Annotated in this window: 14 protein-coding genes and 1 pseudogene; 6 read left to right on the top strand and 9 right to left on the bottom strand. The window is 55.3% G+C overall.

All coding sequences use genetic code 11. The features are described from left to right. Window positions 1-39 precede the first annotated feature (39 nt). Window positions 40-1,323, top strand: a complete 1,284-nt coding sequence (locus tag RTM13_RS05860; RefSeq protein WP_312210892.1) for a YeaH/YhbH family protein — start codon at window positions 40-42, stop codon at window positions 1,321-1,323. A gap of 125 nt (window positions 1,324-1,448) precedes the next feature. Here the strand turns inward: RTM13_RS05860 and RTM13_RS05855 are convergent. Next, window positions 1,449-1,535 (bottom strand): annotated as a pseudogene (locus RTM13_RS05855) (type VI secretion system tube protein Hcp); the annotation flags it as partial. A 920-nt stretch (window positions 1,536-2,455) separates the two neighbouring features. After that, window positions 2,456-2,560 carry a small membrane protein YoaI gene (gene yoaI, locus RTM13_RS05850; RefSeq protein ID WP_312210891.1) on the bottom strand — a complete coding sequence of 35 codons (105 nt, stop codon included), beginning with the start codon at window positions 2,558-2,560 and terminating at the stop codon, window positions 2,456-2,458. 182 nt (window positions 2,561-2,742) lie between these two features. Here yoaI and RTM13_RS05845 point away from each other — a divergent pair, with 182 nt between their 5' ends. Further along, entirely contained in the window at window positions 2,743-3,189 is a 447-nt protein-coding gene (locus RTM13_RS05845; protein ID WP_312210889.1) for a DUF441 domain-containing protein, read from the top strand. Here RTM13_RS05845 and RTM13_RS05840 read toward each other — a convergent pair. Genes RTM13_RS05840 through RTM13_RS05825 form a run of 4 tightly spaced genes read right to left on the bottom strand, consistent with a single transcriptional unit; the run spans window position 3,172 to window position 6,274 of the window. Beyond that, complete coding sequence (locus tag RTM13_RS05840) at window positions 3,172-3,864, bottom strand: ABC transporter permease subunit (RefSeq protein WP_312210888.1); 693 nt, start codon at window positions 3,862-3,864, stop codon at window positions 3,172-3,174. The genes RTM13_RS05845 and RTM13_RS05840 overlap by 18 nt on opposite strands. Further along, window positions 3,854-4,627, bottom strand: coding sequence for an amino acid ABC transporter permease (locus RTM13_RS05835; RefSeq protein ID WP_312210886.1), 774 nt, complete (start codon window positions 4,625-4,627; stop codon window positions 3,854-3,856). Before RTM13_RS05835 ends, RTM13_RS05840 begins: the two co-directional genes overlap by 11 nt. Then, window positions 4,627-5,448 (bottom strand): amino acid ABC transporter ATP-binding protein, encoded by an 822-nt coding sequence (locus tag RTM13_RS05830; RefSeq protein ID WP_312210884.1) that lies wholly within the window; start codon window positions 5,446-5,448, stop codon window positions 4,627-4,629. The genes RTM13_RS05835 and RTM13_RS05830 overlap by 1 nt, the downstream gene beginning before the upstream one ends. Window position 5,449: 1 nt before the next feature. Next, entirely contained in the window at window positions 5,450-6,274 is an 825-nt protein-coding gene (locus tag RTM13_RS05825; RefSeq protein ID WP_312210882.1) for an ABC transporter substrate-binding protein, read from the bottom strand. A gap of 192 nt (window positions 6,275-6,466) precedes the next feature. Here RTM13_RS05825 and RTM13_RS05820 point away from each other — a divergent pair, with 192 nt between their 5' ends. Continuing rightward, the gene (locus tag RTM13_RS05820; RefSeq protein ID WP_312210880.1) at window positions 6,467-7,654 is read left to right on the top strand and encodes a CynX/NimT family MFS transporter; all 1,188 of its coding nucleotides are present in this window, start codon (window positions 6,467-6,469) and stop codon (window positions 7,652-7,654) included. Between the two features lie 8 nt (window positions 7,655-7,662). Here the strand turns inward: RTM13_RS05820 and RTM13_RS05815 are convergent, their stop codons facing one another. Next, complete coding sequence (locus tag RTM13_RS05815) at window positions 7,663-8,370, bottom strand: CTP synthase (protein WP_312210878.1); 708 nt, start codon at window positions 8,368-8,370, stop codon at window positions 7,663-7,665. Window positions 8,371-8,537: 167 nt separating this feature from the next. On the opposite strand from RTM13_RS05815, the gene RTM13_RS05810 reads away from it, so the two are divergent. After that, window positions 8,538-9,035, top strand: a complete 498-nt coding sequence (locus tag RTM13_RS05810; protein ID WP_312210877.1) for a DUF523 domain-containing protein — start codon at window positions 8,538-8,540, stop codon at window positions 9,033-9,035. Here the strand turns inward: RTM13_RS05810 and RTM13_RS05805 are convergent. Next, entirely contained in the window at window positions 9,032-9,337 is a 306-nt protein-coding gene (locus RTM13_RS05805) for a hypothetical protein (protein WP_312210875.1), read from the bottom strand. The two genes, RTM13_RS05810 and RTM13_RS05805, sit on opposite strands and share 4 nt — an antisense overlap. A 248-nt stretch (window positions 9,338-9,585) precedes the next feature. On the opposite strand from RTM13_RS05805, the gene RTM13_RS05800 reads away from it, so the two are divergent. Beyond that, window positions 9,586-10,614: a sensor domain-containing diguanylate cyclase gene (locus RTM13_RS05800; RefSeq protein ID WP_312210873.1), complete on the top strand. Its 1,029-nt coding sequence runs from the start codon at window positions 9,586-9,588 to the stop codon at window positions 10,612-10,614. A 334-nt stretch (window positions 10,615-10,948) separates the two neighbouring features. Next, the gene (locus tag RTM13_RS05795) at window positions 10,949-12,763 is read left to right on the top strand and encodes an EAL domain-containing protein (protein WP_312210871.1); all 1,815 of its coding nucleotides are present in this window, start codon (window positions 10,949-10,951) and stop codon (window positions 12,761-12,763) included. Here the strand turns inward: RTM13_RS05795 and RTM13_RS05790 are convergent. Further along, window positions 12,760-13,386, bottom strand: coding sequence for a LysE family translocator (locus RTM13_RS05790; RefSeq protein ID WP_312210870.1), 627 nt, complete (start codon window positions 13,384-13,386; stop codon window positions 12,760-12,762). The genes RTM13_RS05795 and RTM13_RS05790 overlap by 4 nt on opposite strands. Window positions 13,387-13,549: the final 163 nt, after the last annotated feature.

The following is a 13,549-nucleotide window of genomic DNA, read 5'->3' as shown; positions in this document are numbered from 1 at the left end:
CGACTACTGGAACGGCAATGCACCGTGGATGGAGGGCTTATGACCTGGTTCATCGACCGGCGTCTTAACGGCAAAAACAAGAGCACGGTTAACCGCCAGCGTTTCTTGCGCCGTTATAAATCGCAAATCAAGCAGTCGATCTCCGAGGCGATTAACAAGCGTTCGGTGACCGACGTAGAGAGCGGCGAGTCCGTCTCTATTCCTTCAGAAGATATTAGCGAACCGATGTTCCACCAGGGGCGCGGTGGCCTGCGCAATCGTGTTCATCCTGGTAACGATCACTTTGTACAGAATGACCGTATCGAACGCCCGCAGGGCGGCGGTGGCGGAGGGGGCAGCGGCCAGGGCCAGGCCAGTCAGGATGGCGAAGGTCAGGATGAGTTTGTCTTTCAGATCTCGAAAGATGAGTATCTGGATCTGCTGTTTGAAGATCTGGCGCTACCGAACCTGAAGAAAAACCAGCATCGGCAGCTGAACGAATACAAAACGCACCGTTCGGGCTACACCGCTAACGGCGTGCCTGCCAACATCAGCGTGGTTCGCTCGCTGCAAAACTCGCTGGCACGCCGTACGGCGATGACGGCGGGTAAACGTCGCGAGCTGCGCGCCCTTGAGGCGGATCTCACGACCGTTGCGAACAGCGAACCAGCCCAGCTGCTGGAAGAGGAGCGGCTGCGCAAAGAGATTGCGGAGCTGCGGGCCAAGATCGAGCGTGTGCCTTTTATCGACACCTTTGACCTGCGTTACAAAAACTACGAGAAACGACCGGAGCCATCCAGCCAGGCGGTGATGTTCTGCCTGATGGACGTCTCCGGCTCGATGGATCAGTCCACTAAGGATATGGCGAAGCGTTTCTATATTCTGCTTTATCTCTTCCTGAGCAGAACCTATAAGAACGTGGAGGTGGTCTATATCCGCCACCATACACAAGCCAAGGAGGTCGACGAGCATGAGTTCTTCTACTCACAGGAGACCGGCGGGACTATTGTCTCCAGCGCGCTGAAGCTGATGGATGAGGTGGTGAAGGAGCGTTACGATCCGGCGCAGTGGAACATCTATGCGGCGCAGGCCTCGGACGGCGATAACTGGGCCGATGATTCACCGCTCTGTCATGAGATTCTGGCCAAGAAAATTTTGCCGGTGGTGCGTTACTACAGCTATATCGAGATTACCCGCCGGGCGCATCAAACCCTGTGGCGCGAATACGAGCACCTGCAGGCGACGTTTGAGAACTTTGCTATGCAGCATATCCGCGACCAGGAAGATATCTACCCGGTCTTCCGCGAACTGTTTCATAAACAGACGTCCGATTCTCACAGTTAATCCTAACCAGCCGGTAAAGTGATTTACCGGCTGCCCGGCGGCGCTCTGCTTGCACGGGCCTACATAAGCACGCAGAACCTGTAGGCCGGGTAAGGCGTCAGCCGCCACCCGGCGTCTGTCACATTAGAGCCTTCACAATCTTTAACGTCTACCGATCCTTTAATATCTGCACCACCGACATCTTTTAGCCATAAATACGGAGGGATAGGAATTTCATTTGCTCCTTACTGTTTTGACTAACTTTACCGTTATGAGATATAAAATAATGGAAGATACCAAGTTAAAAACAATTAAAATATAGTCATAACTATAATAAATGTCTTCAGGTGTAGGCTCAGAACTAAACCAGTATGCGACTTTGATTGCGGCATCGTTGCTGATCATTGGGTTCTCAGAGAAGTGACGAACATCTATCCATGACACGACGCAAAAGAGAGTAATAAACCAAAGCAACTTAAGGGAAACTTTCCAAATAACCACTATCAATCACCTCAATTGTTCCGTATGAGTCTATATTTTTACCTGGAGATCAGACGCCGTTACCCGCGACGACCCTACATGCGCCTTTATTCCTGTAAACACTATTATCAAAAAAATTGATAAATACTCCAGTTCTATCAAAGGGAAAGGATGAGTTAGGTGCAGCATTTTTACTATATTAGTCGATGCGGTAACTCCGGCCAAGTGTAGATTGGTGACTAATTCATATTTGCCGCAATTATATATGTCTTAATTACATTTATCATAGGTATATTTTAACTAAATTCATTCATGAATGACATGGCACAAATTGTGCTTAATGTAATATCCGCTTATGCTTATATAATAAGCAACAGAAACCATTATTATGTACTAAGGAACATAAATAGCTATTTCTTCTTACCTAAGGCTTCGAAACATAATGGCGGTCGTCCTAATTTCAGTGATTTGGCTTTTTACCTGCGCTACGCTTTGGGCACAACTCTTCCCGCTCGAAAAGGTCTACTCGCTTGCCGGGACGCTAAGCCTTTATGGAGTAGAGAACATTTATGACCTGGCAGCAGCGCTTGGCATTATCGTCTCAGGCGCGGGTTCGCTGGCGCTAACGTGGCTGTCTATTGTGCTTTTAAGACGCTGCTCTACCTGCCCTGGCTCACCCCATACGCTCCAAAATAAACACCGACGCCACCAGCACGGCGACGATGGCTAAAAAGGAAGAGGCAATAATAAGCGTCTCGGTCAGCATCGGATCGTTCATTTTGTCGTCTCTTTTCTGCGCGATACAGCATTCATAATAGAGCGACATGAACATTCAATGACAGCCAAACTGACTTTAAGTGAAACTTTTAAGAACTTTCGTAGCGGGGTGAAAAAATTCTGCTGCCACACGGAGATAGGGTAAAGTAAGCGGGCTTATATTTCTGCCTGGAATCCTCTTTTATGTTCGATACCACTCTGTTTATTCTGCTTGGCCTGACTGCTCTCGGCTTTATTAGCCACAACACCACCGTTGCCGTGTCGATCATGGTATTGATTATGATCCGCATGACCCCGCTGAACGCTTATTTTCCGTGGATTGAGAAACAGGGTCTGACCATCGGGATTATCATTCTTACCATTGGCGTCATGGCCCCTATTGCCAGCGGTACGCTTCCGCCCTCCACCCTACTGCACTCCTTTGTAAACTGGAAATCACTGATCGCCATTGCGGTAGGGATCTTTGTCTCGTGGCTTGGCGGACGCGGCGTGGCGCTGATGAGCGCGCAGCCCTCACTGGTGGCAGGGCTGCTGGTGGGTACAGTGTTGGGCGTGGCCCTGTTCCGGGGCGTCCCGGTCGGGCCACTGATTGCGGCAGGCCTGGTGTCGCTGCTACTTGGCCGCCAGTAAGCTGCGGCGCTGCCAGCGCTTAACCGAGTGCTCCAGCAGAGTACAGAGCAGGTAGTAGACCAGCCCGGTAAAGATAAACAGCGCTGCCGGGTAGACCTGCACGCGGTTATTAACCTGCCCTGCAACGGTGGTTAGCTCTGGGACGTTGACGATAAACGCCAGCGACGTGTCCTTTAATAGAGCAATCAGCAACCCCGTGTACGAAGGGAGCGCGTTGCGCAGCGCCTGCGGGAGCAGCACCCAGCGCAGCAGTTGAAAGCTACTGAAGCCTCCCGCCAGCGCCGCCTCATGCTGTCCCTTAGGCAGAGAGCCGATGGCAGCGAGCGTGGAGTACATTACCGAGGCGGAGGTGAACCATGCCAGCGCCAGGGTCACGGTCAGCGCGCCAGGCAGATCGGCCCCGGTCAGCATCGGCAGTAAAAACCACAGCCAGAAGATGACGAAGATCAGCGGAATGCCGCGAATGATCTCCGCCCAAGCGAACAGCACACGCCGCGGCCAGCCCTTGAAACGCCAGGCGAAGCAGGCCAGCGCGATACCGCCGGGAAAGGCCAGCAGCGCCGCCCCGAGGGTCATCAGCACCGACAGCAGCACTCCGCCCGGCTCGCCCTGAGCTGCGCGGCCCAGCAGCAGATAGTCCAGGTTATCGGTAATCACCGTAATATTAGCGATCATCCTGCATCTCCCTGCGCGCCAGCGTCCTCTCCTGTCGCGCCGCACGCCACCACATGGGAGCGTTGAACAGCAGGCTCATCACCAGCCCCAGGAGCAGATAGAGCACGCTTCCGATGGCAAATGCCTCCAGGGCATGGGCGTTATAGCTCTCAATCTGCCGGGTCTGATAGGTCAGCTCGGCAAAGCCAATCCCGGTTGCCAGCGAGGAGAGCTTCATCAGGTTCAGATACTGTCCCACTACCGGCTGCCAGGCGTTGCGTAACCCCTGGGGCAGCAGCACCCAGCGAAACAGCGCCAGCTCGCTAAACCCCTGCGACTTAGCCGCCTCAATCTGCCCCTTCGCCACGGCATGCAGCCCGGCCTGGATCTCCTCCACCAGGAAGGCGGCGGTAAAGAGTCCCAGCGCCCAGGCAGAGCAGAGAAACTCTGGCGTAAACCACCAGACATCCCCCGGTAAGATGCTGAAGGCGTGATCGTCATTAACATACTGACGAAAGCCCAGCGGCAGCAGGTTCCAGGCAGCAAAGTACCAGAACAGCAGCTGAACCAGCAGCGGCGTATTGCGAAACAGCGACACCCATACCGCCACCGCTCCGCGTCCCAGCGTGCCCCCTGCCAGCCTGAGGGCTAGCAGCAGCACGGTCAGCACCGTTGCCAGCACGATGCCGACAACGGTTACCCAGATTGTGGTGAGAAAGCCAGAGAGGATCCACTGCGCAGCCTGGCCGGTAAGCACCCCGGCCCAGTCGAGATGGATGTGCATTACAGCTCCCTGTTTTCTGCGTGCAGCGGGTTGAGAACCTTCTGCAGGAAGCGCTGCGCCCGGGGATGCTGCGGGGCGGTAAAGAACTGCTCCGGAGCGGCCTGCTCAAGGATCTCGCCACCGTCGATAAAGATCACCCGATCGGCAATCTCGCGGGCAAACTGCATCTCATGCGTCACCACAATAAGCGTCATGCCGCTATGTGCCAGGCTGCGCATGACCTGTAACACTTCACCGATCGTCTCGGGATCGAGCGCCGATGTCGGCTCGTCAAACAGGATGATGTACGGCCTGGCGGCCAGCGTGCGGGCGATAGCCACCCGCTGCTGCTGGCCGCCGGAGAGCTGGGACGGCAGGTGGTGTGCTTTATCGCGCAATCCAACCCGATCCAGCAGGGCCAGCGCTGTCTCCTCCGCCTCACGCGGGGGCTGGCCGTGCACTTTGGTTAGCGCCAGGGTGATGTTATCCAGCGCGTTAAGATGGGCGTAAAGGTTGAACTGTTGGAAAACGAAGCCTACATGGCGACGCAGCTCGCGCAGCGCCCTACCTTTCAGGGTGCTGGTGGGTTTACCATCAACGTAGATTTCGCCCCCGCTCACCGTCTCAAGCTGGTTGATCAGGCGGATCAGGGTCGATTTACCCGAGCCGGAAGGCCCGCAGACGGCAAGCACCTCGCCGGCGCGAACCTGAAGGTCGATCTGCTTTAGAACCTGATGATCGCCATAGCGTTTACTGACCTGACGGAATTCGACCGTGCCCGCCTGCACGGGAAACGCCTCCGTGGCACTGACCACAGAGGCGGAGAAAAGGCCGGCAAACATATTACTTCGCTTCTATTGTAAAGCTGCGCGGCTGGGGCGTTTTGGTCTGCGGACCAAACCAGGTATCGTAGATTTTGGCCGCTTCGCCACTCTGCTCAAGCTTCATCAGCTCGCTGTTCACCGCGTTCAGCAGCGCCGTTTCGCCTTTGGTTACGCCCACGCCAATCTCCTCTTTAGAGAGCAGATCCGGCAGGATTTTGAATTTTGCTTTATCCGGCGCTTCCGCCAGCAGGCCCGCCAGAATGGTGCTGTCCTGAGTGATCGCCTGCACATTGCCGTTACGCAGTGCGGTCAGGGCCAGCGGGATATCGTCATAGGCCAGCACGCGTGCCTGCGGGAAGCGCTGATGCAGCGCCTGCTCGCCGGTAGTGCCTTTCACCGCGCCGATACGCGACTTGCTGTAGGCGTCCAGCTTATCCGCGCCGTCTGCTGCGACCAGGAACTGCTGGCCAGTAACAAAGTACGGCGTGGAGAAGTCGATAACCTGCGCACGCTCTGGCGTAATGGTGATGTCAGCAACGATCAGATCTACTTTGCCGGACTGCAACAGTGGAATACGGTTCGCCGGGTTAGTGGCGACCAGCGCTAACTTAACCCCGAGGCTTTTGGCCAGCGCTTTAGCAAAATCTACGTCATAGCCCACAATGTCATGAGTTTTAGCATCGACCGCACCAAAAGGTGGATTTGCATCAAAGGTGGCGATTTTCACCACGCCAGCCGATTTGATATCGGCCAGCTTGTCAGCGTGAGCGGCAAAAGAGAGCGTTGAGAGGAGTACCAGCGCGGAGAGCGCCCCGCCTTTTTTAGTCTGTGTAATAGTTGCCATGCTTAATCCCTGTTGTCCCTTGTTATAAGTATTAAGCGCTACGTTCACACAAGCCCCAGCGGCAGACAAATATCAAAAAGTGCATTACATATCCATAAACAGAATAAGGCTATATAGGCAGGCGCTTTCCGTTACTTTCATCGTAGCGAAAAAGCGTTATCCTATCGGCAACGTATTCAACCTGAGAAAACAATGACTAGCCAGACCTCCTCCGGTCGCAAGCAGGGACTGCTGCTGATTGCCGGGATCTTAATGATTGCCACTACCCTACGCGTCACCTTTACCGGTGCCGCGCCGCTGCTGGATGCCATTCGCGCTGACTACGGCCTGACTACGGCGCAAACCGGACTGCTGACGACCCTGCCGCTGCTGGCCTTTGCTCTTATCTCTCCGCTGGCGGCCGGTACCGCACGCCGCTTTGGCATGGAGCGCAGCCTCGCCACGGCGCTGATCCTTATCTGTACGGGCATCGCCCTGCGCTCGCTGCCGTCCTCTGCGCTGCTGTTCATCGGTACGGCGATCATCGGCTGCGGGATTGCGCTGGGTAACGTGCTGCTGCCCGGCCTGATTAAACGCGACTTTCCCGGCCAGGTTGCAAAGCTTACCGGAGCCTATTCGCTGACGATGGGGGCAGCCGCGGCGCTGGGTTCAGCACTGGTTGTCCCCCTGGCACTGCACGGATTTGGCTGGCGGGGTGCGCTGTTGATGCTGATGGCTTTCCCGCTTCTTGCCCTGCTGCTGTGGCTTCCTCAGACCGGTCGTCGGGCGGCAAGCAGCCTGACCCAGGCAGGCAGCCTGCAAAACCGTGGGATCTGGCGATCGGCCCTGGCCTGGCAGGTGACGCTCTTCTTAGGCATCAACTCGCTGATTTACTATGTGGTTATCGGTTGGCTACCGGCTATCCTGCTTAGCCTGGGCTACAGCGAAACCCAGGCGGGCTCCCTCCACGGCCTGCTACAGCTGGCAACCGCCGCGCCGGGCATTGCTATTCCGCTTATTCTGCACCGCCTGCGCGATCAACGCAGCATCGCCGCCATGGTGGCGTTGATGTGCGCCGTCAGCGCCGCCGGGCTGTGGCTGATCCCCACCCATGCGGTGCTGTGGACGGTTATCTTTGGCTTCGGCTCGGGGGCAACAATGATCCTCGGTCTGACCTTTATCGGCCTGCGCGCCAGTTCGGCGCATCAGGCTGCGGCCCTCTCCGGCATGGCCCAGTCGGTAGGCTATCTGCTGGCGGCGTTTGGCCCGCCGCTGATGGGTAAGATCCACGACGCCAGCGGCGACTGGCATATTCCGCTCATCGCCTGTGCCCTGCTCTCGGTGGTGATGGCCGTATTTGGTGTCTTTGCCGGACGCGATCGCGAGATCAACGCCCGATAAGCCAACAGTTAATTACTGGCAACGCGCAGCAGGGCATGAACCAGCGGAGACGGGCGTCCGCTCAGCGCTGCGCGCTCGTGCTGGAACAGGGTCACAACAAAGAACGGGTGCGTGACCAGCTCAACGGCACGTACTTCACCCTCTTCATCCCAGCCGGTGACCCGAAGATCGCTCTTATCCAGCTCGGCAGTGAACTCCGGCGAAACCCCGTAGTTGCAATGATAGCCTTCATCAATGGCATCTTTTCCGTAGGCGCGGGCAATCAGCGTATTGGCTCGCAGCTCGATCGTGCCGGTTTGCTCTACCAGCGAGCAGGCCAGCGGGGTCACAACCATTCGGCCTTCGCTGTCGGTTTCAGCGTGGGCCGCATCGTCCCAGCCCATTACGTTACGAGCATACTCGATCAGCGCGTGCTGGAATCCGCCGCAGGTGCCGAGAAACGGCACGCCGTTCTCCCGGGCATAGCGGATGGCGGTAAACGCGCCTTCAGCACTTTTATAGGGGCTGCCCGGCACGACCCAAATGGCGTCATAGCCGACTAAATCGTCCGCGCTGCCAATCTCATCTGTTGCCAGCCAGTCATAATCGGCAGTCAGCTCCTGCACGGCGGCGGCGTCATCAATGGCCAGAGGGATAGCCTGGTGCGCAACAACGTCAGGGTTATAGTCGCCCACAAGGGCAATGCGCAACGTTTCTTTCGGAGGAGTGTGTTCCATGCAGGAGTCCTTACGTCAGGGGCAAATTAGGGATAACATAAGGAACCTCAGACTACCGATCTTTTACTGATATCACAATACCTTAAAATGGGTGGGCGGCGAATTACAGCTTTTCTCATACCGCTGTATTACCCTGTGGCTCTTCTCCCCTCGCCGTCTCTGAAACCATGAAAACGAAGATCCTCGTAAGCGCCTGCCTGATGGGCTTTAAGGTGCGCTATAACGGCAGTGAAAAACAGGCAATAGAGGAAACTCTTGCACGCTGGCAACAGGAGGGGCGGCTGGTGATCCACTGCCCTGAACTTGCCGCTGGACTGCCGGTACCGCGTCTTTCAGCGGAAATTAGCGGCGGCAATGGGATGGACGTAATGCAGAGTACGGCCCACATCATAGAGAGCGACGGTACGGACGTCACCGGACACTATCAGTTGGCGGCCTGGCTGGCACTGCGTGCAGCGCAGGACGCGGGCTGTCACGTGGCGCTGTTAACCGACGGCAGCCCGACCTGCGGCAGCCGTGCTATTTACGACGGGAGCTTTAGTGGTCAACGCCAGCCGGGGATGGGCGTAGCGGCGGCGCTGCTGGCTGAACATGGCATTAAGGTATTTTCAGAGCAGGAACTGCCCGCGCTGGTTGCCTGGATCAACGCGCACGATGCAGCTTAACACCACTCGCGGGCATCGGCCTCCTCCGGCATTGAGTCCGGTAGAAGCGGCATCAGATGCTCGGCACGAACAAATGCAAATCCCTGCTGGCCGTCAAAGGCCACGACGTCTCCTGTCACCAGCCATAGCGCACGGGGAGCGGTAACCGGCATGTCGGTCATCACGCCGTTAACCGGGTTAAGAAAACGTTCTCCCGGCTGGCACAGCGCAAACAACTCCACGGATTTACCAATATTGCGGCGTCCAGCTGGAGTTTGTGCGCCAATAATCATTGCCAGGCTGCCCGGTTTTAACTGAAACATAGCTCTCTCGTTCACGAAAAAATAGAATTTGCGGTTAGGATAATTCCTAACGGAAATTTTACTCCGGGAGACAGGTCATTGTCACGACAGTAATTCATGGCCGCGATCAAAACCTCTGCTATTTTTTTGCAGATGAGAAAACATGATATATGAATCTGCTGGTTTTCATGTTTAATTGTACACATAGTCCAAATATTCACCATAACGTATAAGGGGTTATTGCCTTTATACGGGAGTAAAAGATAGTCATGTCAGATATTATTCTGGCTCGCGTCTCGGAAACGCTCTCTAGTGAACAAACCGTTGAAAGCCTGGTCCGCCAGCTGCTGGAGATGCTTGAGCTGGTGACCGAGATGGAGTCAACCTACCTGACCAAAATCGATATTGATGCCCGTCTGCAGCATATTTTGTATGCCCGGAACAGCAAGCAGATGAATATTCCAGAGGGGTTCTCCGTTTCCTGGGGCGATACGCTCTGCAAACGCGCGCTGGATGATGAACGTTTTTTTAGCAGTAACGTTGCCGAGCAGTGGGGCGACTGCGAACCGGCCCGTGCGCTGGGCATCAAAACCTATCTCAGTACGCCTGTCCATCTGGCTGACGGGTCGCTGTACGGCACGCTTTGCGCGGCCAGCGCAGAAACCCATACGCTAAGCGTGCGGGCGAACCAGGTTCTGCATCTCTTTGCCGGGCTAATTTCTCAGGCGATCCAGAAAGAGTCGCTGGTAACACAGCTGCGGGAGGCCAACGCGGCGCTGATTGCCCACTCCTACACCGATGCGCTCACCGGCCTGCCTAACCGGCGGGCAATCTTTGACAATCTCACCACCCTCTTTTCGCTGGCACGCCATCTTGATGTGCCGGTGATCATCGCCTTTATCGATCTTGATAACTTTAAGTCAATTAACGACAGCTTTGGTCATGACGTAGGCGATATGTTTCTGGTTCAGGTGGGTCAGCGGATTATGCGTCAGTGCGACAGCAACGACATCGCTGGCAGGCTGGGCGGCGATGAGTTTATGCTTGCCTGTCCAGGCAGCGCCCGTGGTAAAAGCGACGAGACCTACCTTAGCGAACTCAAGGCGCGCCTGAGCGAGTATATTACCGGTGATTACACCCTGGGGGATGTACGGATCTACTACCCCGGTGCCAGTATCGGTATTGTAGAGATTGACCCAACGCAGACCGACGCCGATACTGCCCTGCGCATGGCCGATGTCGCCATGTATCAGGAGAAGAAAAGTCGGCAAAAAAGCCCCTTTATTGTTCTGGATTAATTTATTATTTAGCGATCTTTCAGGAGCAACGCGTGAAGAAAACAACCGTTATTATGCTTATCGTGGCAATTGTCGTTGTCGCCGGCACGCAGCTGGGCTGGTGGTAATCCCTCTCGATCCCCCTGGTTCTTTATATCGTCTGCCCGCAATCTGCCTGTAGACGATATATTCTATGCCTCACTCCCTCATCTCAATGGTGCTTTTACCGTATTGACATCGGCTATGCTTAAAAAGCATTAACGCGTGGATGACATGTTAATTTGGTGTTACAAATAATATTGCGTCAGTACTGATTTTGAATGTTTCAGATCGTAATCTGAGCAGGAGCTCATACATGTTCGGCGGACTTAACAAAAACGAAACAAAAAGACTGGCGGCACTTGCGCTCTTACGTAAGCATGATAAAGCGAGAGATACCGCCCTGGGCGAGTTTGCGAATCTGGCTAGCGATATAATGGGTGTTAGCGGATGCTTCGTCACCATTTTCGACGACCAGTATCAATATATTAAATATGTAAAGAACATCTCCCGACTGCAACAAAAATCACCTATCCCCGAAACGATGTGCCAGTATGCTGTCGCCAGCGCTGAAACCGTGATCTGCTACGATACCCGTACCGATAGCCGCTTTGCCAGCCACTCCCTGGTGACCAGAAACCAGGTTATCTTCTACGCCGCCGCGCCTCTGCAAACCAAAGAGGGATTTGTGCTGGGCACGCTGTGCGTTAGCCATGCTCAAACAATCTTCCCAACGTCTGAACAGATTGAAAATTTTCTGCGCGTCGCCGCCCTTGCAAGCACCTATCTTGAGGCCTGGTACTCATTAGGCCGTATTGACGGCCTGACCGGGCTGCCCAACCGTCAGTTCCTCCTGAAAGAGATAGAGAAGCTGGAGCAGGATAGGAATGCGCAGCGTTGGTCACTGATCCTCTTCGACTGCATTGATATGCCCCGCGCCTATGAGCTGGCGCGCTACCTGGGCGTTCCGGAAGTAGAGAAGATGCTACGCGGGTTTGGTCCGCTGCTACGTCTGCGTCTGAAGCTGCCCTCGCGGATGACGCTGTTTGCCTTTGCCCCTGGCCGTTACGCCGTGCTGGTAGGCGCCGATGTTGCCCGGACGCTGATCCAGAGGGCAGAATCCCTGCCGGATATCGAGGCGCAGATCCGTGGCGACATCGATATTAATCTTAAGGTGCATACCGGCTACGTTAACTTCATTCCGCAGGATAGCGATCCGCATGAGATCCTGCGCCAGGCGATCAGCGCCCTGCACGAGGCGATGCGCCAGCAAATTCCCGTTCTGGCATTCGATCCGATCCTCGACCAGAAGCGTAATAATCATTTTCGGCTGCTGCACGATCTGAGCGAGGCGATCAAAGCGAAAGATCAGCTCTATATGGTCTACCAGCCGAAAATTTCACTGCACACCGGCCTGACGGAGGGTTGTGAAGCGCTGCTTCGCTGGCATCATCCGATCCAGGGCAACGTGCCACCCTCCACCATCGTTCAGCTTGCAGAGAAGACCAGCCTGATGACGGATATTACCCACTGGGTAATTAAAACCGTCATTGCCCAGCTTCAGGCCTGGCGCAGAGCCAGAATTGGCCTGCCCATTTCAATTAACGTCACGGTGAGCGACTTTTCGCGCCACGGCTTTGCCGACGAGCTGGAGAAGAAACTTATACGCGCGGGACTCACCGTCGCGGATCTGCGCATCGAATGTCTGGAGACAGAAAAGGTGCTGGAGAGCGATGAGGCGCTATATGAGCTTGACCAGTTGAAGAAGAAGGGTTTTAAAATCCTGCTGGATGATTTCGGCGCAGGTTATAGCAACATCAGCTATCTGCGGCGCATTCCCATCGACATTATCAAGCTCGATCGTTCGCTCATCAGCCAGATTGTCTCTGACTCTGATAGCCGGATTATCGCTCGCAATGTCATCATGATGCTAAAGGAGCTGAACTATCTGGTGCTGGCGGAGGGGGTTGAAGATCGGCAAACCGCCATGATGCTGAAAGAGTATGGCTGCGACGAGGCGCAGGGGTACTACTTCTCCAGGCCGATCCCCGCCGCGGAGATCCCGGCCTGGCTGGCAAAAGGCAGTGCAATAGATAAGCTACCTGGCCTGCTGCGCCGTGGAACCTGTTAGCGTTTACTCAGCGCGAGTTTAGCGGCAAAGAGAATAAACAGCGTGCCGGTCGTGCGATCCATCCAGCGCATTACCGCGCTGCGCTTCAGGAAGCGGCCCAGCGGGCGCGTCGCCAGAATCAGTACCGTCGACCATGTCTGGCCCAACACCACGTGGATCGCCACCAGCCCAAAGGTCCAGGCGATTAACGGCTGACCATGGGGAATAAACTGCGGTAAGAAGGAGACGTAAAAAACGCCCATTTTAGGGTTTAACAGATTACCCAGCAGCCCCTTCATAAACCCGCTCTGCTTTGCTTTTGGCGCATTGCCCTCCACCGCGGCGGTTAACCCACCTCCGCGGCTCAGCAGCATGTTTACTCCCAGCCAGCAGAGGTAGGCCGCGCCGCAGTATTTTAGAATCGAATAGGCCAGTTCAGAGACGGCGATTAGCGCTCCGAGACCAAACGCCACCATTGCTCCCCAGATAAAGCAGCCGGCATTGATACCCAGTGCCACTTTAAACGCCTGTGCCCGGCTCTCCACCGAGGCGGTGCGCAACACCAGCGCGGTATCCAGCCCTGGCGTCAGGGTAAGCAGCGCGGCAGCCAGCGTAAACGCCAGCAGGGAGTCATAAATGGTCACGGGGTTTCTCCATGGTTATGTAAAAGATGCCTAAATCATACTTTACGTCAGACGATCGCCGTCTATACTTCTCTCATTGTAAATGTCCGGCAATCATCGTGAAATCATTGTCGTTTGGCATACACTATTTTTGGTAGTTTTTACTTCATTGAATTGGTTTAAA

The organism is Pseudescherichia sp., from assembly GCF_031979925.1.
Lineage (GTDB): Bacteria > Pseudomonadota > Gammaproteobacteria > Enterobacterales > Enterobacteriaceae > Pseudescherichia.
The sequence above is the reverse complement of the archived record's forward strand: the minus strand, read 5'-3'. Positions and strand labels throughout refer to the sequence as shown.